A 26,993-nucleotide genomic window follows, 5' to 3' on the forward strand; every position below is an offset into this window, starting at 1 on the left:
TTCCCGTCCGATCGTCTCGCATCGCACCCCGCTGTTCACCTTCCCGTCACCAAGCGTTGACCGCGGGTCACACAGGCCTTAGCGATGTGACGGAATCGTGCATGTCCATGACCGGCAGGCGACGCACCCGCACCTTCCTCCCCGCCCGATCCCGTCCCGCCAGGCACAAAGCGCTCTCGCGCAGAGTGCTGTCCGCGGGAGCGCTGGCGGCGTGCGCGTCCATAGCCGTCGGTTGCGGGGTCGTCCCCGGTGTCTCGGGGGGCTCCGGGGACGACGGCCCCGTCGTCGTCATGACGTGGGCTCCGGAGAAGACCCCGGCGACCAACAAGCCCGGCATGCCCGCCATGGCGCTGGCGTACGCGCGCTGGGTCAACGCCAACGGCGGTATCAACGGCCGCAAGCTCAAGGTCCTCACCTGCAACGACCACAACGACACGGTGGGCGCCGCCAACTGCGCGCGGCGCGCGGTCAAGGAGAACGTCGTCGCGGTAGTCGGCTCGTACAGCCAGCACGCCCGTTCCTTCTTCTCCCCGCTGGAGGCGGCCGGCATCCCGTACCTCGGCGGGTACGGCCTCACCGACGACGAGTTCACCAGCCCGCTCTCCTACCCCGTCAACGGCGGCCAGCCCTCCCTCCTCGCCGGCCTCGGCCAGGAGCTCGCCAAGACCTGCGGCCCCGTCACCCTCGTACGCCCCGACTCGGTCGCCGGCGACGAACTGCCCGTGCTGCTCGACTCCGGCCTGTCCACGGGCCGGCATCCGGCCGCCGTCGACCAGCAGGCCGCCGAGGACGCCACGGAGTACTCGGGTCATGCCGAGCGGGCGCTGAAGAGGGTCACGTCGGACCCGCTGAAGGAGGGGTGCGTGGTGCCCGCGCTCGGCGACCGCACGAGCACCTTCATGGACTCCTTCCGGCGTGCCCGCCAGAACTTCCCGAAGGTGCGAACGGCATCCGTGATGGGCAACGTCGACCAGTCGGTGGTCGACGCGGCGGGCAGCACGTACGAGGGGTCGTACGTCACCGGCTGGTACCCCGCGTCGAGCGACTCGCGCTGGAAGCCGATGCGCGACGTCATCCGCGAGGAGGCCTTCGGCGACAACCGGGTCGACGCCGCGGACCCGGGTGTGCAGACCACGTGGGTCGCGTACACCGTCCTGAAGAAGGCCGTCGAGTCGCTGGGCGAGGGCGAGGTGTCCTCGCGGACGTTGCGGCGCACGCTCGACGACGGGCTGAAGGTCAACACGGGCGGGCTGACTCCGACGCTCAGTTGGAGCTTCCAGGATCTGATCGCGGCGACCGGTTTTCCACGCCTGGTCAACTCGGACGTGACCTTCCAGGTGGTACGCAGAGGCCAACTGGTGTCGGCACGCAAGGGGTTCGTCAACGTGTCGAAGGTGCTGGAGAGCACGGACGCGCTCTGAGAGGCGCCCTCTGAGAGCACGGACGCGTCCTGATCCAGGTTGACCTGGCCGGCTCGGGCCGCCCCGCCTCCGCGCCGACCCGAGCCGATCCCCGCTTGTCAGAGCTGGTTGGGCTGACGCTCCGTCAATCCGTAGGTCTGGGCGATGGAGTTCCACAGTTTCGCGGCCTTGGCCTTCTCCGTGGTCGCGGTGCCGCTCTCGCGGTTGCCGGCCTGGGTCTGCCCCGTGGTGCGGGCCTTGCCCTTGGGGCAGCCCTTCTTGCCGGCGACCTGGTCGGCCCAGGCCGCGTAGTGGGTGTCCGCCGCGGCGGAGGCCTTCCAGGCGCTGTTGAGCGCGGCGGTCAGCTGCGCCTGGTTCGGCAGCTTGTCGACGGGGAGGGCCGCGAGGCGGGTGACCAGGCCGTTGCGCTGCTTGGCCGCGTTGCGCAGGTCGGTGGCGGCCGCGCCGAGGTCGGTGCACGCCCGTACGTTGGTGACGGCCTTGATCACCGAGTCGCGGCTGTCGTTGCTGTCCGCCAGGAGCTTGTCCAGGGCGACGGCCTGCTCCTTGGCCGGGTCGGCGGACGGGGACGCCGAGCCGTCCGTCGCGGGCGCGGTCGCCGCCACCGGCTTGCTCTCGTCGTCCTTGTCGTCGTCTCCGCCTCCGCCGGCGCTGAGCAGGGCGCCCGCGCCGATGCCGAGCACGGCGATGCCCACGCCGACGGCGGCGACGAGGGGCACGCGTGAACGGGTGCGGCCGCCACGGCCACCACCGCCGCGGCCGTTGTCGCCGTCCGTCGCACCGCGGCGGGTGCCGCGCCCGGCGGGGCCGTCGGGAGAGCCGGGGGCGCCTGGGGTGCCCGGATGGCCCGGGGTGCCGTATCCGGGAGCGCCGCCCTGCCTCGCCCGCGGTTGTTCGAACCGGGGCAGCTGCTGTGTGGAGCCCGCGGCGTCCGCCCGGAAGAGGTTGTCGAACTCGGCCGGCGGTTGCTGCCGGCCCTCCGGCCCGCCCGGCCGTATCCCGTACGGCGCCGCGCCGGGCTGCGCGGGCACGGGTGCGATGAACTGCGTGGCCTGGGCGTCGGGGTCCGCGACCGGAGGCATGGGCCCGGCGCCGCCCCCTCCGGGCATCGGCCCGGGCCGGTCCTGGGGGACCCACCCGAGATACTGCGTGGCCTCGGAAGGTGTCGCCGGGGAGGGCATCGCTTGGGAAGGCGACCCGGAGGACATCTCGGGCGGCAGCGCACCGGGGCCCACGGGGGGTATGTACTGCGTGACGCCCTCGTCCGCGGGAGCCGCCGCGGCGACGGGAGGCAGGTACTGGGTCGCGCCCTCGTCCATGGGAGCGGCCGGAGGCAGTGAGCCGGCTCCGGCGTCCGCGGGCGGAAGCGGCGCGGCGCGGCCTCCTGGGGCCTGCGAGGCGTCGTACGCACCGGACGGTGGCGGTGCCGCGGCAGCGGCGTGCGGGAAGCCGTAGCCGCCGCCCGAGCCCTGCGACTCGGCAGAGCCGCCCTGTGCCTGTGCCGGTGCCTGCGGCGCGGCATGGCGGGCGGCGGGCGGCAGCGGGTCCGCCTGTCCGGCCGGAGCCTGCGGGGCCGCCGGCTGCGGAGCCCCGTACGCGGCCTGCGTCTGCGGCGTGCCGTACGTGCCCTGCGTCTGCGGCGTGCCGTATCCGTTCGTTCCCGCACCCTCGTGCGAGAGGGGGGTCCCACCGCCCGGCTGCTGGGGCGGGGTCCCCGCTCCATCGGTCCGCGACCGCGGAAGCCCGCCTCCGCCGTTCGGCGACTGCCGGCCGTCCCACTGAGGGCCCGCATCCTGTGCCCTGTACTGGGACGTCTGGTCTGCGTACTGCGACGTCGGCCCGTTTGCGCCCCATCCGGGCGCCCCCTCGGCGGCCCCGCCCTGCGCGCCCCAGCCCGAATCCTGCGCACCGGAACCCGCGCCCGGCGCACCCTGGCCCGAAGCGGCCTGGTCCCAGCCGGGGGCCTGCGCGCCATGGTCCGGCCGATCCGGGCCCGCATTACCCCATTCACCGGTGGGCGTCCAGCCCTGCCCGGGCTCCTGGGGAGCCTGCGGGGCGGGACCGGGGCCCCACGGCTGGCCCCACGCCTGGCCGCCCGCCGGGACCGCGCGGTCGCCAGTCTGGCCCGGCAGGAGCGGCTCGCCGCCGTCGGACGGCAGCACGATGCCTTCGCGCGCGGGCCGCGCCGAGGGCTCGTCGCCCTGTCCGTTGTGCGTCACCGGGACTCCTACGAATGGGGGACCTTCGGAATCGTCGGTTCACGCTACCGGGTCCCCACAACCCGGTGCCACGCAGCACAGGACGTGACCCCTGCCACCCGGGACAGCAAGTAACAAAACCGCCTCTCAGGACGCTGTTCATGCCCCCTTTCGCAACGTACGTCCCATATCCCGTACGTTCATACCCGCGTAGTCCGGAGTCCTCATGTCGTACACCTGAGCGGCCTTGGTTGAGTCCGGTGCGGTACCGCGCCCCGTAAGGGCCGCGGGGAACTGCGCGACCAGCCCCCACCCGCCCGTGCCCGCGGCGGAGCCGCATATCGACACAGCATCACCGTTCTTCCAGCGGAACGCTTACGCGGCCGCCTGCAACTCCATCCGCGCCCCGAACTCCCTCACCACCGGCTCGTCCTGGTACGGCTCCAGCCGCTGCTGGAAGTCGTCGAGATACTCGGCCCCACGGTTCGACCGAAGGGTCCCGAGCAGTTCGACCGCCCGCATCCCCGTGTGGCAGGCCTGCTCCACCTCGCGCTGCTGCACCTGCGCGCTGGCCAGCAGGACGTACCCGATCGCGCGCCGCCGGGCACGCGACTCCGGGTGCCCGTCCAGGGACTCCTGCGCGCACCGCGCGGCCGCCTCGGCCTGCCCCAGATCCCGGTGGCAGTGCGCCAACTCGTCGGCCAGATAGGCCTCGTCGAAGTGGGCGATCCACCGCGGATCGTCCCCGGATTCCGGATCGGCCTGCTCCAGCGCCGACACGGCACGCCCCGACGCCACCTGCGCGGAGCGCGCGTCGCCCATCAACGCGTGCCCCCGCGCCTCCGCGGCGTGGAACATCGACTCCGCGCGCGGAGTGACCTCCCCGCGCGCCCCCTCCTGCGCCGCCCGCGCCAACTGCGCGATCTCCCGCGGATTTCCGAGCTGCGCGGCCAGGTGGCTCATGGACGCGGCCAGTACGTACCCGCCGTACCCACGGTCGCCCGCCGCCTGCGCGAGCCGCAGCGCCTGGATGTAGTACCGCTGCGCGAGACCCGGCTGCCCGGTGTCGACCGCCATGTAACCGGCCAGCTCCGTCAACCGCGCGACGGCCGCGAAGAGTTCACGCCCGACCGCTTCCCGGTACGAGCCCGCCAGCAGCCCGGAGACGACACTGTTCAGGTAGTGCACGACGACGGGGCGTACGTGCCCGCTGCCGTACTGGTGGTCGAGGTCCACCAGCGCCTGGGTCATCGCGGTCACCGCCGCCACGTCGGACAGGCCGACCCGCGGTCCGGCCGAGCGCGACACCTGCGCGTCCGGCGCGGAGATCAGCCAGTCCCGGCTCGGCTCGACGAGAGCGGAGGCCGCGACGGAGGAGCCGGACAGGAAGTCCCGGCGGCCCACGTCACTGCGCCACAGCTCGCAGACCTGCTCGATGGCGCCGAGGACGGTCGGCGAGAACTGCAGTCCCACGCCGGAGGCGAGGTTCTTGCCGTTCGCCATGCCGATCTCGTCGATCGTGACGGTCCGGCCCAGCTTGCGGCCCAGCGCCTCGGCGATGATCGCGGGCGCCCGGCCGCGTGGCTGCTGTCCGCGCAGCCAGCGCGCCACGGACGTCTTGTCGTAGCGCAGATCGAGACCGTGTTCCGCGCCGCACATGTTGACCCGGCGGGCCAGCCCGGCGTTCGAACAGCCCGCTTCCTGAATGAGCGCCTGCAGTCGTTCGTTCGGCTGCCGCGCGACGAGAGGCCTTGCGGCCATGGCGTACCCCCTGTGGCTGCGGTGCCTGCCCACGCACCGAGTTGACGTGTCCTCAGTGGCCGCGACCTCCCGCGTCCGTGAAGGGAACGAAAAGATCCGGCCTCGAAGATCAATGCCCCGCGGACATACCGAAGATGCGAGACATGCGAGGATTGCCGGGGTAAAGGCTGCCGCCTTCCCCTCCCGTGGTTACCCAGCCCCCGCTGCCGTTCCCCATGCGCGCCCCCACACATGCATCCATGCGCCCCACGTGTGGAATCGGTGCTCCTCCCCCGCGCGCGCGTGAGCCCGTAACCCGAGGTGAGCGCGGGAGTTGAGTTGGGCGTGGAAGAGACGATCGCAGGCACCGAGACCGCCCAGATCCCGAAGCAGCGCGGCGAGTCGCTGCAGGACACCGCCGTGCGCTATGCCGAAGAGCGCCATTGGGACGTGTTCCCCGGCACTTGGCTGGAAGCCGTCGACGGGGTGCAGTGCTGCTCGTGCGGGGAGCCCTCGTGCGCCGTGCCCGGCGCGCATCCGGCGCGCGAGGACTGGCCGACGCAGGCGACGGGCAGCGCGACCGTCGCACGTCGGCTGTGGTCGAAGCAGCCGTCTGCGTCGATCCTGCTGCCCACGGGGCGGACGTTCGACGCGATCGACGTTCCTGAGACCTCGGGGTTTCTCGCGCTCGCCCGGATGAAGCGGATGGATCTGACGCTCGGGCCCGTGACCTGTACCCCGGATCGGCGGATGCAGTTCTTCGTGTTGCCCGGGGCCGCCGTCAAGGTGCCCGATCTTGTGCGGAAGTTGGGGTGGCCGCTGGCGTCACTCGATCTGAGCGTGCTCGGTGAGGGGACGTATGTGCCCGCGCCGCCCACTCGGTTCGGGGCGCGGGGGGCTGTGCAGTGGGCCTGCCGGCCCACGCCCGCGAATCGGTGGCTGCCGGATGCGGAGGAATTGATCTCGCCCTTGGCCTACGCCTGTGGGCGTGACGCCCGGCGTTAGCGCTTCGCGCGCGGCGGGTGGGGATCTGCGGGCCGTCTTGGGCTGAGCCGTTCCCCGCGCCCCTGGGGGGCGCCCTTTGTCACCGCATCCCCGTATCGTGCAGCGCATGACAGAGGGAGTGCGGGTGGGTGCGGTTGCCGTGCGCGTGCGGGGACTCTGGAAGCGGTTCGGGGAGCAGGTTGCCGTAGCCGGGATCGATCTTGAGTTGCCCGCGGGGCAGTTCATCGGGCTGGTGGGGCCGAACGGGGCCGGGAAGACGACAACGCTGTCGATGGTGACCGGGCTGCTTCGGCCGGATCAGGGGAGCGTGGAGGTCGTCGGGCACGACGTGTGGCGTGATCCGACAGAAGTGAAGGCCCGGATCGGCGTACTGCCCGAAGGGCTGCGGCTCTTCGAGCGGCTCTCGGGACGCGAACTCCTCGCGTACACCGGGCGATTACGCGGTCTGCCCGGCGCCGAGGTCGACAAGCGGGCCACTCAACTCCTCGACGTGCTCGACCTGGCCGGCGCCCAGCACAAGCTCGTCGTCGACTACTCGACCGGCATGCGCAAGAAGATCGGTCTCGCCGCGGCGCTGCTCCACAACCCCGAAGTGCTCTTCCTGGACGAGCCGTTCGAGGGCGTCGACCCGATCTCCGCGCAGACGATCCGCGGCGTCCTGGAGCGCTACACGGCCTCCGGCGCGACCGTCGTCTTCTCCTCCCATGTCATGGAGCTCGTCGAGTCGCTGTGCGACTGGGTGGCCGTCATGGCCGCGGGACGCATCCGCGCACACGGACCGCTCGCCGACGTACGCGGCACCGCGCCCTCCCTCCAGCAGGCCTTCCTCGAACTCGTCGGGGCGAACGGCCGCGACACCGGCTCCGACCTCGACTGGCTGGGCGGCGGCACACGATGAGCGCCCAGACCGCCACGGCAGCCACCTCCACCGCTTCCGTCACCACCGTCGTCGTACGCCTCAAGCTGTCCCTCCTGCGCAACGGCCTACGGCAGTCGGCCGGGCGACGGGCCGCGTACGTGGCATCGCTCGTCGTCGTCCTGCTCTTGGCCGCGCTCCAGCTCATCGGCCTGATCGCGCTGCGCGGCAACACTCACGCGGTGTCCGTCACGGTGCTGCTCACCGCCGTACTGGCGGTCGGCTGGGCCGTGATGCCCCTCTTCTTCCCCGGCGGCGACGAGACCCTCGACCCGACCCGCCTGGTGATGCTGCCGCTGCGCCCGCGCCCGCTCGTACGCGCCCTGCTGGCGGCCTCCCTGGTTGGCATAGGCCCGCTGTTCACGCTGTGCCTGCTCGTCGGCTCGGTCGTCGCGATGGCGCACGGCACGGCCGCGTACGTCACCGGGGTCGTCGCGATCGTCCTCGCGCTCCTCGTGTGCGTGGCCCTCGCGCGCGCCGTCGCGGCCGCCAACATTCGCCTGCTGACCAGCCGCAAGGGCCGCGACCTGGCCGTACTGAGCGGTCTGGTGATCGCCGTGGGCGCGCAGGTCGTCAACTTCGGGGCGCAGAAGCTCGGTTCGTCGGGCCTGTCCACGCTGGACCCGACGGCCGACGTGCTGCGCTGGGTGCCGCCCGCGTCGGCGCTCGGCGCGGTGGACTCCGTCAGCGAGGGCTCGTACGCCGTCGGTGTCGCCCAGCTCGCCCTGAGCGGCGCGGCGTTGGCGGCGCTGCTGACCTTCTGGCAGCGGAGTCTGACCCGGCTGATGACATCTCCGGACGGCTCGACACTCCAGGCCGCCGAGCCCTCACGGGACAAGGCCGGCCGCTCCTCGGGCCTTGGGCGGCTGTTGCCCGCGGGGCGCACGGGCACGGTCATGGAGCGCAGCCTGCGGTACGTGTGGCGCGACCCGAAGACCAAGGCCGCCTGGGTGACCTCGCTCGCGATCGGCCTGATCGTGCCGCTGTTCAACGCGCTGCAGGGCACCGGCTCGATCTACTTCGCGTGCTTCGCCGCGGGGTTGCTCGGCATCCAGATGTACAACCAGTTCGGGCAGGACACGTCCGCGTTCTGGATGGTCGCGATGACGATCTCGTCCACCCGGGACGCGTACGTCGAGCTGCGCGGGCGGGCGTTGGCGCTCCTGGTGATCACCCTCCCGTACACGGCGCTGGTGACCGTCCTGACGACGGCGCTGCTCAGCGACTGGCCCGCCCTGCCCGAGGTGCTGGGCCTGTCCTTCGCGCTGCTCGGCGCGATGCTGGCGACCGGGGCCTGGTCCTCGGCCCGCTTCCCGTACTCGATCCCGCAGGAGAGCTACAAGAACGTGGCTCCCGGGCAGGCAGGCCTGGCCTGGATCTCGATCTTCGGCGGCATGGTCTCGGCGGCGCTGCTGTGCGCGCCCGTCATCGCCCTCACGGTCTGGCTGAACGTCTCGGCGAGCGGGGAGGACTGGACGTGGGTGCTGCTGCCGCTGGGGACGGCGTACGGCGCGCTGATCACCTTGGCGGGGCTTCGGCTCGCCGCGCCGCGGACGGCGCGGCGGCTGCCGGAGATCCTGGCGGCCGTCAGCAAGGGCTGACGGGGCGGCCGTCAGCAAGGGCTGAATGTGAGGGGAACAGTGACGCTCAAGAGGTGAGCACGCCGTCCAGGAACGGCTCCACCGCCGCGCGCCACGCCTCCGGCTGGTCGTAGTGCACGAGGTGGCCGGCGTCGGCCACCTCCGCGTACTGGCCGTGGGGCAGGACACGGACCATCTCCTGCGACTCGGCCCGGCCCAGCTCGCCGTCGAGGCCGCGGACGACCAGGGCGGGGCAGCGGACCTGCGCCAGCTCCTCCCAGTGCGCGTCGTACACCCATGTCTCGCGGGACTTGAGCATCTGCTCGGGGTCGAAGACGGGGCGCCAGCCGTCCTCGGACTCGGCCATGACCTCCGCGTAGAACTCGCCGCGCGCCGGGTTCGGGCGCTCCACCCAGGGGTCGTCCTCGCCGAACCACTTCCGTACGTCGGCGAGCGTGGCGAAGGGGACGGGCCAGGCCTTGAACCAGTGCTCCCACTCACGCTGCGAGGCGGCACCCAGCGCCGAGGCCCGCATGTCGCAGATGATCACGCCGGCCACCAGGTCGGGGCGCTTCGCGGCGAGCTGCCAGGCGGTCAGCGCTCCCATGGCGTGCCCGATGAGGACGGCCGGGGCCAGGTCGAGCTGTTCGAGGGCCGCCTCGGCGTCATCGACGTACGCCTCGCGGGTGTACTCCGTGTCCGGCGGCTTGTCGCTCTGGCCGTGGCCCCGCTGGTCGAGCGCGACGGCGCGGTGCCGCTCGGAGAGCCAGCGGGCGGTGGACGCCCAGTGCGAGGCGCGACCCATGAGGCCGTGCAGTAACAGCACGCCGGGCGCGCGCTCGACCCCCTCGGTCCTGGTCTTGGGAGGATCGGCGAACTCCCAGGCGGCCAGGCGCACGCCGCCCGCACCGGTCACGTCGATGCGCCGCACCATACGTTGGCACCCCCCTTAGATCCGCGCGGCCGGCTCGTCCCGCACGCGCCGGCCGGTCCACTGGTACCTGCGGTCGTACCGCTGCTCCTGCTGCTTGTCCCTGCGCAATCCGTGGTGGTTCTGTCACCCACACGCTATCGAATGTGTATTCGAAAGTGGGGTCCCTGGCGGTAACACCCCTCGTTCGAGTGACCTCGCTCAAGGATTGACCGCCGCCGCCGAGGGGAGATCTTCAACGGGAGGCGGGCCGCTCGGGGAAAACGGTCCGAAGGGGATGACCCTGGGAGCTCGGGGCTCTGGGTCAGCACAGGGGAGGACAGGCCCCGGCGCCGCAAGGCGCCGGGGCCCTTTTCGCGTCTGCGGCACATCCGCCCCGCCCCCTCCCCGACCGCACGCAGACGCCGCTGCCCGCCACGGCCAAGAGCCCTCAGGTCATATGCCTCTCGCGACAGCCTCGCACGCAAAACGTTCGGCCGCTGCGATTCCGCACACTGAATCTTGGTTTCTAGGGGAATGGCGGGATGGGGTAACTGGGGGGCGGGTTATGGGAGTTGAGGATGGGGTGAGAGGCGGGCGGGGATCACCGCGGGTCGTCGGGTTACGGGAGCCCCTTCAGGCATGCGCCGCGCACAACGGACCCCTTTCAGGGGCGCGGGGAACTGCGCGACAAGCCCCCACCGGCCCGCACCCGGCACACAACGCACCGCCCTCCGAGCGGAGCGCCAACGCGCTACCGCTTGGCGACGAACACGTGGGACGCCACGTCGGACTCCAGCTCCGCAGCCTCCCCACCGCTGCCCACGAGAACCCCGCCCGCCGACTCGGTCACGCTGACGACCGAGCCGGGCTGCACGCCCGCCCTCCGCAGCGTGTACATCAACTGCGCGTCCGTCTGGATCGGCTCACCGATACGGCGGACGACCACGGTCTTGCCGTCGAGGCCAGGGTCGAGATCGGCCAACGAGACCATGCCCGCGTCCAGGAACGGATCCGCGCTGTCCTTCTCGCCCAGCTCCTCCAGGCCCGGGATCGGGTTCCCGTACGGCGACTCGGTCGGGTGGCGCAGCAGCTCGAGCACGCGCCGCTCCACCGCCTCGCTCATCACGTGCTCCCAGCGGCACGCCTCGGCGTGCACCTGCTCCCACTCCAGGCCGATCACGTCGACGAGCAGGCACTCCGCGAGCCGGTGCTTGCGCATCACACGCGTGGCCAGCCGACGGCCCTCCTCCGTGAGCTCCAGGTGCCGGTCGCTGGCGACCGCCACCAGCCCGTCGCGCTCCATCCGCGCCACGGTCTGGCTGACCGTCGGGCCGCTCTGGTCGAGCCGCTCGGCGATCCGGGCGCGCATGGGGACCACACCTTCCTCCTCCAGCTCGAGGATGGTGCGGAGATACATCTCCGTGGTGTCGATCAGTCCGGACATACGTGCCCCTCGATTAGCTCTGCCGGAGGCTGGGTGGCTCACCGGCGTGTGCGCTGGCCCTGCACCAATTCTGACGCATCCCACTGACAACCGTGCCGCACCGTTGAAACCAGGTGGTTACGAGCGTTCGCCGACCGACGCGCACCGGGCTCCGCGGGCCGTGTTGACAGCGCACTGGTCCAGACCGCAACGTGATCCGCGACACGACGAAAGCAGGGCGCGACACGGCACGACAAGACGCGATACGGCGCGCCACGACGAAAATCGCGACACGACGAAAGTACGTTCGTGTCGGGCCTCCGTTCACCCCGTCACCGACCGTGCGCCGACGCGACGCCGAGACCGCGATGCCGAGACGCTGAAACGCTGAGACTTCGAAGGGTTCGCCAATGAGCGAGAGCAAGCTGGCCGGGCAGTTCTTCGATGCCGCGATCGGCCTGCTCCAGCGGGTGCGGGACGAGGAGGCCGGGGCCATCGAGGCCGCCGGAACACTGATCGCGGACACGGTCGCCGCCGAGGGGCGGCTGTTCGCCTTCGGCGCCGGGCACTCCTCGCTGGCCGCGCAGGACCTGGTCTACCGGGCGGGCGGCCTCGCGCTGATGAACCTGCTCGCCGTACCGGGCGCGGTCGGGGTGGATGTCACGCCCGCGCCGCTGGGCTCCGCACTGGAGCGGATCGACGGACTGGCGAGCGCGGTCCTGGACTGCAGCCCGGCACGCTCCGGAGACCTACTGGTGATCATCTCCCTCTCCGGGCGCAACCCCCTCCCCGTCGAGATGGCGATGCACGCCCACGCGCTGGGTCTCAAGGTCATCGGCGTCACCTCGGTCGCCTACGCCACCGAGACGGAGTCCCGGCACGCCTCGGGCACATACCTGAAGGACCACTGCGACGTCGTCCTCGACTCGAAGATCGCGGTCGGCGACGCGGAACTCGCCCTCGACACCATCCCGGCCCCCTTCGCCCCCGCTTCCACGGTCGTCACGTCGGCCCTCCTCCAGGCGGCCATGGCCACGGCGGCGGGCATCCTGGCGGACCGCGGCATCGAGCCTCCGCTCCTGCGCTCGGGGAACGTGGACGGCGGCCACGAGTGGAACAGCCGCGTGTTCGAGAAGTACGCGGACCGGATCTTCTACCGGCGCTGAGATCCCCTACAGAGCTGCCGGCGCCGAGATCCCTTACTGAGCTGCCGGCGCCGAGACCTCGAACGGGCCGCGTGCGCCGCACAACGCCACCGAAAGCGCCAGGGAGAGCATGTGAGCCGCGCTGTCGCCTGCCCGCCTCAGCCCCGCTTCTCCAGCACCTCCGCCAGATCCAGCGCCATCGCGATCCGTACCGCGACATCCTCCGCGTACTGCGCGTCGGCCCGCTCGAACTGGGTACGGCTGGCGCCCCGCAGGAACGTCACGACACCCAGGGTGCGGCCACGACTGCGCAGGACCGCACACAAGGCGTGCACCGAGTCCGCGGGCCACTGGCGGGCGACGGCCCACTCGCGGGCGCGGTCGGGAGAGGTCGTGCCCGCGCTGGCCCGTACGGACCCGATCCGCTCGACGCACTGCAGGGCGGGATGCCCATCGACGTACCGCACAGGCAGGCCGGCGCGGTCCCCCGCGTGCACGCTCGGGCCCGGTGCGCCGGAGGGCGTGGCGGCGGCCCGCACGAGCCGTACCGGCGCCTCGCCGTCGGGCACGGCGCCGCCCGCCACGCGGTCGATCAGCGCGTGATCGGCGAAACCGGCCAACGCGAAGTCCAGATGGACGGAGGCCGCCTCCGCCGGGTTCTCGCTCTCGGCCGCCGCGCGCGCGGCCCGGTGCAGCTGATTGGCCCGGAACCGCAGCAGGGCCGCTTCCTGCTCGGTCTGCTTGCTCTCGGTCACGTCCTGGAAGAGCCAGCCGACACCGAGCGGAACCGGCTCCTCCGTAAGCGGCGAGGCGAGCCGCAGGAAACCGCTCCGCCAGCACCGCCGCTGCTGCTGCTCACCCTCGGCCGACCGCACGGTCACCCACATCTCGGCGGGCGCGGGCGGCGCCCCCTCCGCGAGCACATGCGTGAGCGCGCTCTCCAGCTCCTCGACGCCCTGCGAGAGCAACTCCCCCAAGGGGCGCCCCAAGACCGCCGTACGCCCGATCCCGAGCGCCCGCGCCGCGTGCGCGTTGACAACGGCGGGCCGCAGGTCTGCGTCGACGACCACAACACCCCAGGAAGCGTCGTCGAACAGCGCCTCGCTCAGAGCGATCGACCGCTCGAGATCTATCTGCGCGTGCACCTCACTGAACGCGCAGTACACCCCGGCCGGTTTCCCGTCCGGCCCCGGCACCGCGGCCGACTGAGTCCGTACGAGCACTCGGCCGCCGTCCTTGGTGAGCAGCGCGAACTCGTTCACATGCCGCCCGGGCGACCGCATCGCGGACAGCAGCCGCCCCTCGACCTCCTCGGCGTCCGCGGGCCGCACGGCCCATCCGGCGAACCCGTGCCGTCCGACCGCCTCCTTCGCGGTCCATCCGAGGATCCGCTCCGCCTCCCGGTTCCAGTGCGTGACCACTCCGTCGGCGTCGAACGCGCACAACGCCGCGTCCATCCCGTCGAGCAGAGCGGCAAGCAGATCGGCCCCGTCCCGCTCGGGCTCCTGCGGCCCGAGCTCGTCCGTGGTCCCACTACGCCGGGAAGCACTCACCTGGCACCCCCTGCAGGCCGTGTCGGCGTGTCCTGCGCGGTGTGCCCGCGCGTCCGTTCACTCACGTTCACTCACTACGAATCACTCACTAGCAATCATTCAACTCGAACGTGACGCAGCCCACATCTGGTTCCCACAAGATTGAGGAAATCGTTGTGTTCGGAAGATCCCGGCGCGGTGGCGTGGAGCGGGCGTCCCAGTCCGTGTCAGCTTCGGTGGGGCGAGGCCAGGTCCGCCAGACGGCCGCGCGGTCGGACGGCCATACGCCGTCGACGGGGCCGTGGCCCGCACGCCGCAGCGCTCGCACATGACCCAGGGCCGCGGGACGCCGTTGCAGGAGCCCCGCGCCCTCGGTCAGCTCCAGATCATGCAGATCCGGCGTGCGAAGTTGACGTACCCGATGCGCTGGAAGGCGTTCGCCATGGGGATGTTGCCGAGATCCGTGGCTGCCCGGATGCGGGGGACATCCTGCGCGCTGAGGATCCCGGTGCCTTCGGCAAGGATCCCACACCTTGGATGCCCTGTGCGTCGGACGTCTGGACCACGAAGACGGCGACACGATCGTCCTGCCGGAGCAGGTCCTCATCGTCAAGGCCACTGGACGCGGCTCGTATACCCGCACTACTCCGGACCGGTTCGGGTTCCCTCGCCTACGGCGTGGCCGGGTTGAGCAGCACTTCGGATACGTCACTGGAGATCTCGTACGTGCCACCGTGCCCAGCGGCAAGTGGGCGGGCACGTGGGCGGGACGCATCTCCGTACGCGCCAGGGGACAGCACAGCCTCACGACACCGGCGGGCCGCTTCAACGTGTCCTACTGGAACCTCAGGCTCGTACAGCGGGGCGATGGCTACGGGTACTCCACCCGGCGAGAACCTGTGCCATCACCATCTCCAAAAATCGGTTGAAGCGCGAGAACCGGATACCTAGGGTGGGCTGTACTTCGGAGAGGAGGTGGTTCGGCAGATGTATTCATACCGGACGGAAGAGGTGGCTGCGGGCTAGCGGCCCGTCACCACATCCAGTGCGGTGCCGGACCAGCGTGTGAGACGAACGCGCAACCGGCCCAATCTCAAGCAGTCACCCGACCCGCGGGCTCGCCGGTACGTCCGGCCGGCTCCCTCCTCGGAGGGGACCAGAGCTCGCGGGTCGTCTGCGTTCGCGGGGGTGACGCGTATGTGGCGGCACCCCATAGAGCGCCGCCACACAGGCCGTACGTACACAAGCTCAGTCACACGAACTCACTCACATGAACTCAGTGGGCGATGTCCTCGTAGCCCTCGATCTCGCGTGGATTGCGTGTGCTGGGGCCCACGTAGCGTGCGGACGGTCGTACGAGTCGTGCTGTGCGCTTCTGCTCCAGGATGTGGGCGGACCAGCCGGCGGTGCGGGCGCAGGTGAACATCGAGGTGAACATGTGGGCCGGGACCTCGGCGAAGTCGAGGACGATGGCGGCCCAGAACTCGACGTTGGTCGCGAGGACGCGGTCGGGGCGGCGGGCGTGGAGTTCGGCGAGGGCGGCTTTCTCCAGGGCCTCGGCGACCTCGAAGCGGGGGGCGCCGAGTTCGCGGGCGGTGCGGCGGAGCACCCGGGCGCGGGGGTCTTCGGCGCGGTAGACGCGGTGGCCGAAGCCCATCAGGCGTTCGCCCTTGTCGAGGGCCTGCCTGACGTATGCCTCGGCGTTTCCGGTGCGCTCGATCTCCTCGATCATGCCGAGGACGCGGGAGGGGGCGCCGCCGTGCAGGGGGCCGGACATGGCGCCGACGGCGCCCGAGAGGGCCGCCGCGACGTCCGCGCCCGTCGAGGCGATCACGCGCGCGGTGAAGGTGGACGCGTTCATGCCGTGTTCGGCCGCGGACGTCCAGTACGCGTCGACGGCCGCGACGTGTTTGGGGTCGGGTTCGCCGCGCCAGCGGATCATGAAGCGTTCGACGACGGACTGTGCCTTGTCGATCTCGCGCTGCGGGACCATGGGCAGGCCGGGGCCGCGGGCGGACTGGGCGACGTACGAGAGGGCCATGACGGCGGCGCGGGCGAGGTCGGCGCGGGCCTGCTGCTCGTCGATGTCGAGGAGGGGTTTGAGGCCCCAGACGGGGGCGAGCATGGCGAGCGCGGACTGGACGTCGACGCGGATGTCGCCGGAGTGGACGGGGATCGGGAACGGTTCGGCGGGCGGCAGGCCGGGGTTGAAGGCTCCGTCGACGAGCAGCCCCCAGACATTGCCGAAGGAGACGTGGCCGACCAGATCCTCGATGTCGACGCCCCGGTATCGCAGGGCGCCGCCCTCCTTGTCCGGTTCGGCGATCTCCGTCTCGAAAGCGACGACTCCTTCGAGTCCGGGTACGAAGTCGGACATCAGGCGGCTCCTCATGATGTGTACGACAGACGGTTTGTGGGGGTCGTGAGGGTGGCGCGGGTGGTGAGGGTGGTGCGAAGTGCTTGTGGCCGTGTGTCTGTGGTGTGGATGGTGGTCGTCCGGTTCCGCGGTCGCTCGTGGACTCGCGGTCCGTACGCCAGTACGTCATCTCGGTGATGCCCGGTGCGGCCGACGGTCACCCAACCGTTTCGGCAGCAGGACGATATCCGTTGGTGCCATCTTTGGGGAGGGTTCGCGGCACTCAGTGCCAGGCAGTGATGAAGCGCACGCCGCCGAGCTGCCCGTCGGGCGTCCCGCCGGATACGGCAAGATGACGGCGTGACCGACCGTGACCCTGTCCTCGACCCCGCGTTGATGCGCAAGCAGTACCGGGCCGAGGGACTCGACGAGACAGAGCTGGCCGACCATCCGATGGAGCAGTTCGCGCGCTGGTTCGCCCAGGCCGCGCTGGCCGCGGCGCAGGGGGCGGTGTACGAGCCCAACGCGATGGTCGTCTCCACGGCCGACGCCGAGGGGAGGCCCAGCTCGCGCACGGTGCTTCTGAAGCAGTACGACGAGCAGGGTTTCGTCTTCTTCACCAATTACGAGTCCCGCAAAGGGCTTGACCTCGCCGAGAACCCGTACGTCTCCCTCCTCTTCCCCTGGCATCCGATGGCCCGGCAGGTCGTCGTGACCGGCATCGCGCGGCGCACGGGGCGTGACGAGACGGCTGCCTATTTCCGCACTCGCCCGCACGGCTCCCAGCTCGGTGCGTGGGCCAGCGCCCAGTCCTCGGTGATCTTCTCGCGTGCCGAACTCGATGCCTCCTACGCCGAACTGGCGGCTCGCTACCCCGAGGGGGAACAGGTCCCGGTTCCCCCGAACTGGGGCGGCTTCCGCGTCGCGCCCCAGTCGGTCGAGTTCTGGCAGGGCAGGGAGAACCGGCTGCACGACCGCTTGCGGTACGTGGCGGAGGCGGACGGGTCGTGGCGGGTGGAGCGGCTGAGTCCATGAGGCTGAGCCGAGTCCATGGGGCCGAGTGAGTCCATGGGGCCTAGTGAGTTCACGGGGTCAGGTGAGTTCATGAGGGTGCCCTCCGGGCACGGACGGTCACTGGCTTCACACGTTACGTACCGCCACTGACAACGCCCTCAGTCCAGTGCCCCGTCCAGGATCCCCGCCCACTGCGCGACCACGCGTTCCCGCCGCCCGGTGTCGTCCGTGAGCAGGTTCGCGAGGCCGAGGCCCCGGGCCATGTCGAGGAGGCCCTGGACGGTTTCGCGGACGCCGGGGCGGGACTCGTCGGCCTTCAGGAGGTCTACGGCTATGTGATGGGTTTCGCGGCCGACGCGGGCTTCCAACTCGGTTACGCGGGGCCGCAGCTGGTCCTCGTTGGAGGCGGCGACCCAGAGGTGGAGGGCAGCGCGGAACAGCGGGCCCGTGTAGAGGTCGACCAGGGCGGCGACTACCGCGCGGCGGTCCGTGACGCCCTCGGGGAAGAGGGCGCGCAGGGCGGTGGAACGCTCCTCGGCGACGTACTCGACGGCTGCCGTGAAGAGGTCCTCGCGGGTCGGGAAGTGGTGCTGGGCGGCGCCCCGGGAGACGCCGGCGCGTTCGGCGACGACGGAGACCGTGGAGCCCGCCCAGCCGTGTTCGGCGAGGCAGGCGACGGCGGCTTCGAGGAGGCGCTGCCGGGTGGCCCGGCTGCGGTCCTGCTTGGGGATGCGGTCCACCACCCCGGCGTTCAGAGCACCCATGGGGGATCCCTTCGTTCGAGGAAGGCCGTCATGCCCTCACGGGCCCCGGCGGAGGCGAACATCTCGACCGAGAGGCGGATCAGTTCGCCTGCCTCATGGTCGAAGGACTCCAGGACCTTAGCCGTGAGCAGTCGTTTCGTCTCGTCCAGGGCCCGGGGGGAGGCGCGGCGCAGGCCGTCGAGGACGGGTGCGAGCACCTCGTCGATGTCGGCGTCGGCGCCGGCGGTGGTCGTGATGAGCCCGATGCGTGCCGCCTCGGCCGCGTCGAAGGACTCGCCGGTGAGGTAGTAGCGGGCGAGCGCGCGCGGGTCCGTACGGGGCAGGAGCGGCAGCGAGATGACGGCGGGGGCGACCCCGATGCGCACCTCGGTGAACGCGAAGGTGGCCGTGCCGGTGGCGACCGCGATGTCGCAGGCGGCGAGGAGGCCGAGGCCACCGGCCCGTACGTGTCCGGTGACCCGGGCGACGACGGGTTTGGGCAGTTCGACGATCTGCCGCAGCAGTTTGACGAACGCCTTCGGGGACGGCGGGTCGTGCAGGTCGGCGCCCGCGCAGAAGGTGTTCCCGGTGTGGGTGAGGACGATGGCGCGTACGTCGGGGGCCTTGCCGCATCGCTTGACGGCGTCCGCGAGTTCGCCGACGAGTGCGGCCGACAGGGCGTTGCGGCTGTGTGGTGAGTCCAGGGTGAGGGTGGCGATGCCACGCTCGTGCGCGAGGTGGACGAGGGCCGTCACGCGTGTTCCCTGAGCTGTCGGCGCAGGATCTTGCCGGAGGCGGCCCGGGGCACGCCGTCGATGAAGGTGACCTGCCGGACGCGCTTGTAGGGGGCGACGCGTTCGGCGACGTACATCATGACCTCTCCTTCGGAGAGGTCGGTGGCGGTGGGCCGGCGGACCACGAATGCGTGTGGGATTTCGTTGTTGTCGTCGTCGTAGACGCCGATGACGGCGGCGTCGGTGATCTTCGGGTGGGTGAGCAGGAGTGCCTCCAGTTCGGCGGGGGCCACCTGGAAGCCCTTGTACTTGATGAGTTCCTTGACGCGGTCGACGACGAACAGCCAGCCGTCGGCGTCGACGTATCCGACGTCTCCGGTGTGCAGCCAGCCGTTCTCGTCGATCATCGCGGCGGTGGCGTCGGGGCGTCCCAGGTAGCCCTTCATGATCTGGGGTCCGCGGATGGCGATCTCGCCGCGTTCGCCTACGCCGACGTCCTTGTCGGGGTCGTCCAGGGAGAGGATGCGCATCTCCGTGCCGGCGATGAGTTTTCCGACGCTTCCGGGGGGCGGGTTCTCGGCGTCCAGGGGGACGGCGTGGGTGCCGGGTGAGAGTTCCGTCATGCCGTATGCCTGGCCGACCGGCGGCAGGCCCAGCCTGCGTGAGCAGGCGACCGCCAGGTCGGCGTCCAGGGGTGCCGCCGCGCTGACGATGTACTTCAGGGACGACAGGTCGTAGCCCTCGACGGCCGGGTGCTTGGCGAGGGCGAGGACGATTGGTGGGGCCACGTACAGGCCGGTGATGCGGTGTTTCTCGATGGCGGCGAGGAACGTGTCGAGGTCGAAGCGGGGCAGTACGACGACGGTGGCGCCCTGCCTGAGGGGCGCGTTCATGAGAGCCGTCAGCCCGTAGATGTGGAAGAACGGCAGGACGGCGAGGATGCGGTCGCCGGGTCCCATCGGCAGGGTGGGTTCCAGTTGGGCCAGGTTGGTGGCGATGGACCGGTGGGTGAGCATCACGCCTTTGGGGATGCCGGTCGTGCCGGAGGAGTACGGGAGGGCCGCCACGTCCTCGCCGGGGTCGATGTCGATCTGCGGTTCGGGGGCTGTGGAGCCCAGCATGTCGAGCAGCGATCGGTGTCCGGGCGCCTGGTCGCAGACGAAGATCTCCCGTACGCCGCCCGCGAGTTCGGCCGCCGTGCGGGCTGTGTCCAGGAGTGGTGACACGGTGACGATCCACTCGGCGGCGCAGTCCCGCAGCTGTTTGGCGAACTCGTCGGGTGTGGCGAGCGGGTGGACGGTCGTGACCGAGGCCCCCGCGCGCGTGGCGGCGAAGAAGGCGGTCGGGAAGGCGACCGTGTTGGGGCTGTGCAGGGCCAGCACGTCGCCCTTGCGGACGCCGAGGTCGGTGAAGGCGGCGGCGATCCGCCGGTGGAACGTGTCGAGTTGGGCGTAGGTGAGAGTCGTACCGTCCACGCCGTCCACGAGGGCGGGTGTGTCGCCTCGGGAGGCGGCGCGGCCGAGCACCGCTTCGTGGATGGGTTCTTCGACGGCGGGAACGTCTTCGTACTCGCTGCGGAACACCATGGCGGGCCCTTTCGAGAGTCGGACCGGAGGTTCTGCCAGGAGCCGGGAGCCGGGAGAGGGAGACCTGAACCCGGATGCCGGGGCCTGTAGGGAGATAGTCCTAGTAAGACTTCGGTAGGCCCAGGGTCTGGTGCGACACGTAGTTGAGGATCATCTCCCGGCTGACGGGGGCGATCCGGGCCACCCGGGACGCGGTGATGAGTGAGGCGAGGCCGAACTCGCCGGTCAGGCCGTTGCCGCCGAGGGTGTGCACGGACTGGTCGACGGCTTTCACACAGGCTTCGGCGGCCGCGTACTTGGCCATGTTGGCGGCCTCTCCGGCTCCGGCGTCGTCCCCGGAGTCGTACAGGAAGGCCGCCTTCTGCATCATCAGGCGGGCGAGTTCGAGGTCGATGTGCGCTTGTGCCAGGGGGTGGGCGATGGCTTGGTGGGCGCCGATGGGTTCTTTCCAGACGGTGCGTTCGCGCGCGTAGGCGACGGCCCTGGAGAGGGCGTAGCGGCCCATACCGATCGCGAACGCGGCGGTCATGATGCGCTCGGGGTTGAGGCCCGCGAACAGCTGGAGCAGGCCCGCGTCCTCGTCGCCCACGAGCGCGTCGGCGGGCAGCCGTACGTCGTCGAGGGTGAGCTCGAACTGCTTCTCCGCGCCGTGGAGTTCCATGTCGATCTGCCGCCGCTCGAAGCCGGCCGCTTCGCGCGGGACGATGAACAGGCAGGGCTTGAGCTTTCCTGTGCGGGCGTCCTCTGCGCGGCCGACTATGAGTGTGGCGTCGGCGATGTCCACGCCCGAGATGAACACCTTGCGGCCGGTGAGGACCCAGTCCGTGCCGTTGCCGTCCCGGCGGGCGGTGGTGGTGATGCGGTGGCTGTTGGAGCCGGCGTCCGGTTCGGTGATGCCGAAGGCCATGGTGCGGGTGCCGTCGGCGAGGCCGGGGAGCCATTGTTGTTTCTGGTCGTCCGTGCCGAAGCGGGCGATCACCGTGCCGCAGATGGCCGGTGAGACGACCATCATCAGGAGGGGGCAGCCTGCGGCGCCGAGTTCTTCGAGAACGATGGAGAGTTCCGCGATGCCGCCGCCTCCGCCTCCGTATTCCTCCGGCAGGTTGACGCCCAGGTAGCCGAGTTTGGCTGCCTCCGACCAGAGTTCGTCGGGGTAGCCGCCGTCTGCGACGACCTTGGTGAGGTACTCGCGGCCGTAGCGGGTGCCGAGGGTGGATACGGCGGATCGGAGGGCTTTGTGCTCTTCGGAGTCGGTGACCGGGCTCATGCGGGCTCCTCAGGGGGAGGGGGCTTGTGCCGTTTGGAGGGAGCGGGTTCGTTGTGGCTGGTCGCGCAGTTCCCCGCGCCCCTTAAAGGGGCGCGCTGTGGACGACTGCCAGGAGGGTGCCGACCTCGACCTGTTGACCAGGGGTGGCATGCAGGGCCGTGAGCGTGCCTGGGACCGGCGCGGAGATCTTGTGTTCCATCTTCATCGCCTCCAGCCACAGCAGGGGCTCTCCGGCCCGTACAGCGGCTCCCACGGCCAGCCCCTCGGCGACTCGGACGACCGTTCCTGGCATGGGGGCCAGCAGGGAGCCGGGGGCACGGTCGGTCGTGGGCTCCGGGAAGCGGGGAAGGGCGGTGAGTGAGGTGGCGTTGACGTGGATTCGGTCGCCGTATCGCGCGATCTCGAACTTCCGCTGAACGCCGTGCGCTTCGAGTACGACCAGGTCGGTCCCGGTACTCACCACGCGCACCCCGTCCGCGGTCAGGCCTTCCCGGCTGTGCTGGTAGCGGACCTCGTGCTCATCGCCGTTCATCAGGTAGCGCTTTGTCTGCGGCTGTGACGGCAGGTTGCGCCAGCCGCCGAACCGAGAGCGGCCGTGCGCGTCGGCGAGGGCGGCGGCCAAGGGGGCGTACGGGTCGGGGGCGGACTCGGTCAGCTTGGTCAGGTGGCGTTCGTAGAAGCCGGTGTCCATGCGGGCCGTCGTGAATTCCGCGTGGCGCAGGGAGCGTACGAGGAGGTCACGGTTGGTGGCGGGGCCGTGAATCGTGGCCTTCTCCAGGGATCCGGCGAGTTTCCGGATGGCCTCCGCGCGCGTGGGGGCGTACGCGACTGCCTTGGCGAGCATCGCGTCGTAGTGGACGCCGATCTCGTCGCCGTCGGTGTAGCCCGTGTCCAGGCGGGTCCCGGGGACGGTGAGGCGGTGCAGGGTGCCGGTCTGCGGGGTCCAGCCGGTCGCGGGGTCCTCGGCGTAGAGGCGGGCCTCGACGGCGTGGCCTCGCGCGCGTGGGGGGTCGTTTTCGAGGGGCTGTCCTTCGGCGACGCGGATCTGGAGTGCCACCAGGTCCACGCCGAACACTTCCTCCGTGACGGGGTGTTCGACCTGGAGGCGGGTGTTCATCTCCAGGAAGTGGGCCTTCGCCCCGGCCAGGGGATCGGCCTCGGGGTCGGTCCCCTGCGCGTCGGCGACCAGGAACTCGACCGTGCCCGCGCCTACGTAGGCGACCGCGCGGGCGGCGCGTACGGCCATCGCGTACAAGGAGTCGGTCAGTTCGGAACTCAAACCCGGCGCTGGGGCCTCTTCGATCACCTTCTGGTGGCGGCGCTGGAGGGAGCAGTCGCGGGTGCCGAGCGGCCATACCGTGCCGTGCGTGTCGGCCAGGATCTGCACCTCCACGTGCCGGCCGCCCTCCACGTAGGGCTCGACGAAGACCTCGCCGTCCCCGAAGGCGCTGAGGGCCTCGGCGCGGGCAGCCGCCAACTCGGCGTCCAGGTCCGCCAGTTCCCGTACGACCCGCATGCCGCGTCCGCCGCCGCCCGCGGCCGCCTTCACGAGCACCGGGAGATCGTCCGCGGTGACCTCCTTCAGGGGCTCGAGACCCATCACTTCCTTCGCGCGTGTCTTGGAGGCCATCGCCTCGATCGCCTCGGGCGGTGGGCCGATCCAGACGAGGCCCGCGTCGAGGACGGCCCGCGCGAAGTCGGCGTTCTCGGACAGGAAGCCGTATCCGGGGTGGACGGCGTCCGCGCCCGCCGCGAGGGCGGCCTTCACGATCAGGTCGCCGCGCAGGTACGTGTCGGCGGGGGTCGCGCCCGGGAGGCGTACCGCGGTGTCGGCCACGCGCGCGTGGAGGGCGTTTTCGTCGGCGTCGGAGTGCACGGCGACGGTTCGGATGCCCAGCTCACGGCACGTGCGGAAGACACGGCAGGCGATCTCGCCGCGGTTGGCGACGAGGAGGGACGTAATCACGTGGGGGAACCTCATGGGGGGGACCTCACATCCGGAAGACGCCGAAGCCGCCGCGTACGCCCTCGTACGGGGCCGTGTGGATGGCGGACAGGCACAGGCCGAGGACGGTGCGGGTGTCGCGCGGGTCGATGACCCCGTCGTCGTACAGCCGCCCGGACAGGAACATCGGCAGGGACTCGGACTCGATCTGCTGCTCGACCATGGCGCGCAGGGCGGCGTCGGCGTCCTCGTCGTACGGCTGCCCCTTGGCGGCCGCCGACTGCCGGGCGACGATCGACAGGACGCCTGCGAGCTGCTGAGGGCCCATGACGGCGGACTTGGCGCTGGGCCAGGCGAACAGGAAGCGCGGGTCGTAGGCGCGGCCGCACATGCCGTAGTGGCCGGCTCCGTAGGAGGCGCCCATGAGGACGGACAGGTGCGGGACGGTCGAGTTCGACACCGCGTTGATCATCATCGCGCCGTGCTTGATGATGCCGCCCTGCTCGTACTCCTTGCCGACCATGTAGCCGGTGGTGTTGTGCAGGAACAGCAGCGGGATGTCGCGCTGGTTGGCCAGCTGGATGAACTGGGCGGCCTTCTGGGACTCCTCGCTGAAGAGCACGCCCCGCGCGTTGGCCAGCACGCCGACCGGGTAGCCGTGGAGGGTCGCCCAGCCGGTGATGAGGCTCGTCCCGTAGAGGGGCTTGAACTCGTCGAAGTCGGAGGCGTCGACGATGCGGGCGATGACCTCCCGGGGGTCGAAGGGGGTACGCAGATCCCCCGGCACTATCCCCAGGAGCTCGTTCTCGTCGTACTTGGGCGGGGCGGCCGGGCCCGGATCGGCGTAGGCCTTGCGGTGGTTGAGGCGGGCGACCACCCGCCGGGCCTGCCTGAGGGCGTCCTGCTCGTCGACGGCGAAGTGGTCAGCGAGGCCCGACACGCGCGCGTGCATCTCGGCGCCGCCCAGGGACTCGTCGTCGCTCTCCTCGCCGGTGGCCATCTTCACCAGCGGCGGACCGCCGAGGAAGACCTTCGCCCGCTCCTTGACCATGATCACGTGGTCGGACATGCCGGGAATGTACGCGCCGCCTGCCGTGGAGTTCCCGAAGACGACCGCGACGGTCGGGATCCCGGCGGCGGACAGCCTGGTCAGGTCGCGGAAAATCGCTCCCCCGGGGATGAAGATTTCCTTCTGGGAGGGCAGATCCGCGCCGCCGGACTCGACGAGGCTGATGCAGGGCAGACGGTTGGCGAGGGCGATGTCGTTCGCCCGGAGGGCCTTCTTCAGGCTCCAGGGGTTGCTGGCGCCGCCGCGTACGGTCGGGTCGTTCGCCGTGATCAGGCACTCCACGCCCTCGACGACGCCGATGCCGGTGACGAGCGAGGCGCCCACGGTGTACTCGGGGGAGGCGCTCCCCCAGGCGGCGAGCGGCGACAGTTCGAGGAACGGCGTGTCGGGGTCGAGCAGCAGCTCGATGCGTTCGCGGGCGAGCAGTTTGCCGCGGCCGTGGTGCCGGGCGACGTACTTCTCGCCGCCGCCCGCGAGGGCCTTCGCGTGCTCGGCGTCGAGTTCCGCGAGCTTGGCGAGCATGGCCTCGCGGTGGGCCGCGTACTCGGGGCTCCTGGTGTCGAGCGCGGAGGGGAGGACGGTCACAGGAGGGCCTCCGGGATGTCCAGGTGGCGGGAGCGCAGCCATTCGCCGAGGGACTTGGCCTGCGGGTCGAAGCGGTGCTGGGCGGCGACGCCGTCGCCGAGGATGCCTTCGACGACGAAGTTCAGGGCGCGGAGGTTCGGCAGAACGTGACGGACGACTGACAGATGACGACTCTCAGGTATCAGAGTCTGAAATCTGTCGGCTGTCAGCTCGTGGGCGATCCAGCGCCACGCCTCGTCCGACCGTACCCACACCCCGACGTTCGCGTTCCCACCCTTGTCGCCACTGCGGGCTCCGGCGACGAGGCCGAGAGGGGCGCGTCGGGTGGGGGCGTCGACGCTCGGCAGTGGCTCGGGCAGGGGTGGTTCCGGCGGTGGTTCGAGTACGCGGGTGTCCTGGGCCGGGATGACATGGATCCTGCGCCCGTCGTGCAGGACCGCCACATGGTCCACGTCCGCATGGGGGACGTACACATCCTCGAACACCCCATAAGGGGAGCCCTTTCCCGGTGGTGCCATCACATGGAATCCGGGATAGCTGCCGAGCGCGAGCTCGACGGCGGCTCCGCTGAGGGTCCGGCCCACCGCGTCCTGGTCGGCGTCCCGCACGACGAGCCGAAGCAGGGCGCTCGCGGTCTCCTCGGTGGGGGCGTCGGGGTGGTCGGTGCGGGCGAGTTCCCAACTGACCTGTGCGGGCCGGGACTTGGCTTCGGTGAGCGCGGTCTCCATCTGGTCCCGTACGAGGGCGGCCTTCTTCTCGATGTCGAGCCCCGTCAGCACGAAGACGATTTCGTTGCGGAACCCGCCGAGCTTGTTGAGCCCGACCTTGAGGGTCGGCGGCGGGGCTTCACCGCACACGCCTTCGCCACGTGCGCTCTGCTCACGCGCTCCGCCGTCGCCACGTGCGCCGTCGCCGCTTGCACCCTCACCGCGTACACCGTCGATGCGCACGCGGTCGGGGCCGTCCTGGGTGAGCCGGACCGAGTCGAGCCGGGCGGTGACGTCGGGGCCGGCGTACCGGGCGCCGGAGGTCTCGTACAGGAGCTGCGCGGTGACCGTGCCGACGTCCACGACACCACCGGTGCCGTCGTGTTTCGTGATGACGCTCGACCCGTCCTCGTGGATCTCGGCCAGCGGAAAGCCGGGGCGGCGGAGGACGCTCGGGTCGTGGTCGGCGAAGAAGGCGTAGTTGCCGCCGGTGGCCTGGGTGCCGCACTCCAGGACGTGCCCGGCGACGACCGCGCCCGCCAGGCGGTCGTACGCGTCCGGTGCCCAGCCGAAGTGCGCGGCTGCCGGGCCGGTGACCAGCGCGGCGTCGGTGACACGGCCGGTGACGACGATGTCCGCGCCCGCGCGGAGGCAGGTCGCGATGCCCTCGCCGCCGAGGTAGGCGTGCGCGGTGACGCTCTTCGGGTATCTCCGCTTGAGGTCGTCGCCCTCGACGTGGGCGACGCGCGCGGGGATGCCGAGACGGTCGGCCAACTCCCGTACGGCGTCGGCCAGTCCGGCCGGGTTGAGGCCGCCGGCGTTGGCGACGATGCGTACGCCCTTCTCGTGTGCGAGGCCGAGGCACTCCTCCAGCTGACGCAGGAAGGTCTTGGCGTAGCCCTGTTTCGGATCCTTGAGGCGGTCCCTGCCCAGGATGAGCATGGTCAGTTCGGCGAGGTAGTCGCCGGTGAGGACGTCCAGGGGGCCGCCGGTGAGCATCTCGCGCATCGCGTCGAAGCGGTCGCCGTAGAAGCCGGAGGCGTTGCCGATGCGCAGTGGGTCAGTACGCAGAGGGCCCGTGGGTAGAGAGCCGGTGGGCACAGGGTCGGTGGAC

At 71.0% G+C, this 26,993-nt stretch carries 20 protein-coding genes and 2 pseudogenes; 7 read left to right on the plus strand and 15 right to left on the minus strand.

The annotated features are described in order from the left end of the window. Positions 1–107: 107 nt before the first annotated feature. Positions 108–1,421: an ABC transporter substrate-binding protein gene (locus ACTWQR_RS08120; RefSeq protein WP_443226239.1), complete on the plus strand. Its 1,314-nt coding sequence runs from the start codon at positions 108–110 to the stop codon at positions 1,419–1,421. Between the two features lie 98 nt (positions 1,422–1,519). Here ACTWQR_RS08120 and ACTWQR_RS08125 read toward each other — a convergent pair whose 3' ends face one another. Beyond that, a complete protein-coding gene (locus tag ACTWQR_RS08125; protein WP_443226240.1) occupies positions 1,520–3,640 on the minus strand; it encodes a hypothetical protein in 2,121 nt (706 codons plus the stop codon). Positions 3,641–3,994: 354 nt separating this feature from the next. Next, positions 3,995–5,380 carry a transcriptional regulator gene (locus ACTWQR_RS08130; protein ID WP_443226241.1) on the minus strand — a complete coding sequence of 462 codons (1,386 nt, stop codon included), beginning with the start codon at positions 5,378–5,380 and terminating at the stop codon, positions 3,995–3,997. Between the two features lie 324 nt (positions 5,381–5,704). Here ACTWQR_RS08130 and ACTWQR_RS08135 point away from each other — a divergent pair, with 324 nt between their 5' ends. The 3 genes from ACTWQR_RS08135 (at position 5,705) to ACTWQR_RS08145 (ending at position 8,881) form a co-directional block, all read left to right on the plus strand. After that, positions 5,705–6,364, plus strand: coding sequence for a bifunctional DNA primase/polymerase (locus ACTWQR_RS08135; protein WP_443226313.1), 660 nt, complete (start codon positions 5,705–5,707; stop codon positions 6,362–6,364). A 106-nt stretch (positions 6,365–6,470) separates the two neighbouring features. Next, entirely contained in the window at positions 6,471–7,262 is a 792-nt protein-coding gene (locus ACTWQR_RS08140; RefSeq protein WP_443226242.1) for an ABC transporter ATP-binding protein, read from the plus strand. Then, entirely contained in the window at positions 7,259–8,881 is a 1,623-nt protein-coding gene (locus tag ACTWQR_RS08145) for a transporter (protein ID WP_443226243.1), read from the plus strand. Before ACTWQR_RS08140 ends, ACTWQR_RS08145 begins: the two co-directional genes overlap by 4 nt. A 46-nt stretch (positions 8,882–8,927) precedes the next feature. Here ACTWQR_RS08145 and ACTWQR_RS08150 read toward each other — a convergent pair whose 3' ends face one another. Beyond that, positions 8,928–9,794: an alpha/beta fold hydrolase gene (locus ACTWQR_RS08150; protein WP_443226244.1), complete on the minus strand. Its 867-nt coding sequence runs from the start codon at positions 9,792–9,794 to the stop codon at positions 8,928–8,930. 730 nt (positions 9,795–10,524) lie between these two features. Beyond that, positions 10,525–11,217 (minus strand): metal-dependent transcriptional regulator, encoded by a 693-nt coding sequence (locus ACTWQR_RS08155; protein ID WP_443226245.1) that lies wholly within the window; start codon positions 11,215–11,217, stop codon positions 10,525–10,527. Between the two features lie 389 nt (positions 11,218–11,606). On the opposite strand from ACTWQR_RS08155, the gene ACTWQR_RS08160 reads away from it, so the two are divergent. Further along, on the plus strand, positions 11,607–12,362 hold the full coding sequence (locus tag ACTWQR_RS08160) for an SIS domain-containing protein (protein ID WP_443226246.1): 756 nt from the start codon (positions 11,607–11,609) through the stop codon (positions 12,360–12,362). A gap of 137 nt (positions 12,363–12,499) precedes the next feature. Here the strand turns inward: ACTWQR_RS08160 and ACTWQR_RS08165 are convergent, their stop codons facing one another. From ACTWQR_RS08165 to ACTWQR_RS08175, 3 genes and pseudogenes are all read right to left on the minus strand, one after another. Continuing rightward, the gene (locus ACTWQR_RS08165; RefSeq protein ID WP_443226247.1) at positions 12,500–13,894 is read right to left on the minus strand and encodes a PAS domain-containing protein; all 1,395 of its coding nucleotides are present in this window, start codon (positions 13,892–13,894) and stop codon (positions 12,500–12,502) included. An 88-nt stretch (positions 13,895–13,982) separates the two neighbouring features. Next, a pseudogene (locus ACTWQR_RS08170) lies at positions 13,983–14,219 on the minus strand (hypothetical protein); the annotation flags it as partial. Between the two features lie 29 nt (positions 14,220–14,248). Next, a pseudogene (locus ACTWQR_RS08175) lies at positions 14,249–14,398 on the minus strand (GNAT family N-acetyltransferase); the annotation flags it as partial. Positions 14,399–14,406: 8 nt separating this feature from the next. Between ACTWQR_RS08175 and ACTWQR_RS08180 the strand changes: the two are divergent. After that, positions 14,407–14,802, plus strand: coding sequence for a hypothetical protein (locus ACTWQR_RS08180; protein ID WP_443226248.1), 396 nt, complete (start codon positions 14,407–14,409; stop codon positions 14,800–14,802). Between the two features lie 347 nt (positions 14,803–15,149). Here the strand turns inward: ACTWQR_RS08180 and ACTWQR_RS08185 are convergent, their stop codons facing one another. Next, positions 15,150–16,250 (minus strand): citrate synthase 2, encoded by a 1,101-nt coding sequence (locus ACTWQR_RS08185; protein WP_443226249.1) that lies wholly within the window; start codon positions 16,248–16,250, stop codon positions 15,150–15,152. A gap of 339 nt (positions 16,251–16,589) precedes the next feature. Between ACTWQR_RS08185 and pdxH the strand changes: the two genes are divergently transcribed. Further along, on the plus strand, positions 16,590–17,264 hold the full coding sequence (gene pdxH, locus ACTWQR_RS08190) for a pyridoxamine 5'-phosphate oxidase (protein ID WP_443226250.1): 675 nt from the start codon (positions 16,590–16,592) through the stop codon (positions 17,262–17,264). Between the two features lie 137 nt (positions 17,265–17,401). Here pdxH and ACTWQR_RS08195 read toward each other — a convergent pair whose 3' ends face one another. The 7 genes from ACTWQR_RS08195 to ACTWQR_RS08225 all read right to left on the minus strand — a co-directional run bounded on the left by ACTWQR_RS08195 (position 17,402) and on the right by ACTWQR_RS08225 (position 26,980). Then, positions 17,402–18,007: a TetR/AcrR family transcriptional regulator gene (locus ACTWQR_RS08195; RefSeq protein WP_443226251.1), complete on the minus strand. Its 606-nt coding sequence runs from the start codon at positions 18,005–18,007 to the stop codon at positions 17,402–17,404. Further along, positions 17,995–18,741, minus strand: coding sequence for an enoyl-CoA hydratase family protein (locus ACTWQR_RS08200; protein WP_443226252.1), 747 nt, complete (start codon positions 18,739–18,741; stop codon positions 17,995–17,997). The genes ACTWQR_RS08195 and ACTWQR_RS08200 overlap by 13 nt, the downstream gene beginning before the upstream one ends. Next, entirely contained in the window at positions 18,738–20,303 is a 1,566-nt protein-coding gene (locus tag ACTWQR_RS08205; RefSeq protein ID WP_443226314.1) for a 4-coumarate--CoA ligase family protein, read from the minus strand. The genes ACTWQR_RS08200 and ACTWQR_RS08205 overlap by 4 nt, the downstream gene beginning before the upstream one ends. Positions 20,304–20,406: 103 nt before the next feature. Further along, positions 20,407–21,573, minus strand: coding sequence for an acyl-CoA dehydrogenase family protein (locus tag ACTWQR_RS08210; RefSeq protein WP_443226253.1), 1,167 nt, complete (start codon positions 21,571–21,573; stop codon positions 20,407–20,409). Positions 21,574–21,655: 82 nt separating this feature from the next. Next, complete coding sequence (locus ACTWQR_RS08215; RefSeq protein WP_443226254.1) at positions 21,656–23,539, minus strand: ATP-binding protein; 1,884 nt, start codon at positions 23,537–23,539, stop codon at positions 21,656–21,658. Positions 23,540–23,564: 25 nt separating this feature from the next. Continuing rightward, positions 23,565–25,172 carry an acyl-CoA carboxylase subunit beta gene (locus ACTWQR_RS08220; RefSeq protein WP_443226255.1) on the minus strand — a complete coding sequence of 536 codons (1,608 nt, stop codon included), beginning with the start codon at positions 25,170–25,172 and terminating at the stop codon, positions 23,565–23,567. Next, positions 25,169–26,980, minus strand: a complete 1,812-nt coding sequence (locus ACTWQR_RS08225; protein ID WP_443226315.1) for an acyclic terpene utilization AtuA family protein — start codon at positions 26,978–26,980, stop codon at positions 25,169–25,171. The genes ACTWQR_RS08220 and ACTWQR_RS08225 overlap by 4 nt, the downstream gene beginning before the upstream one ends. Positions 26,981–26,993 lie beyond the last annotated feature (13 nt).

Origin of the sequence: Streptomyces sp. 2A115, assembly GCF_052245575.1 — a bacterium.
GTDB lineage: Bacteria > Actinomycetota > Actinomycetes > Streptomycetales > Streptomycetaceae > Streptomyces.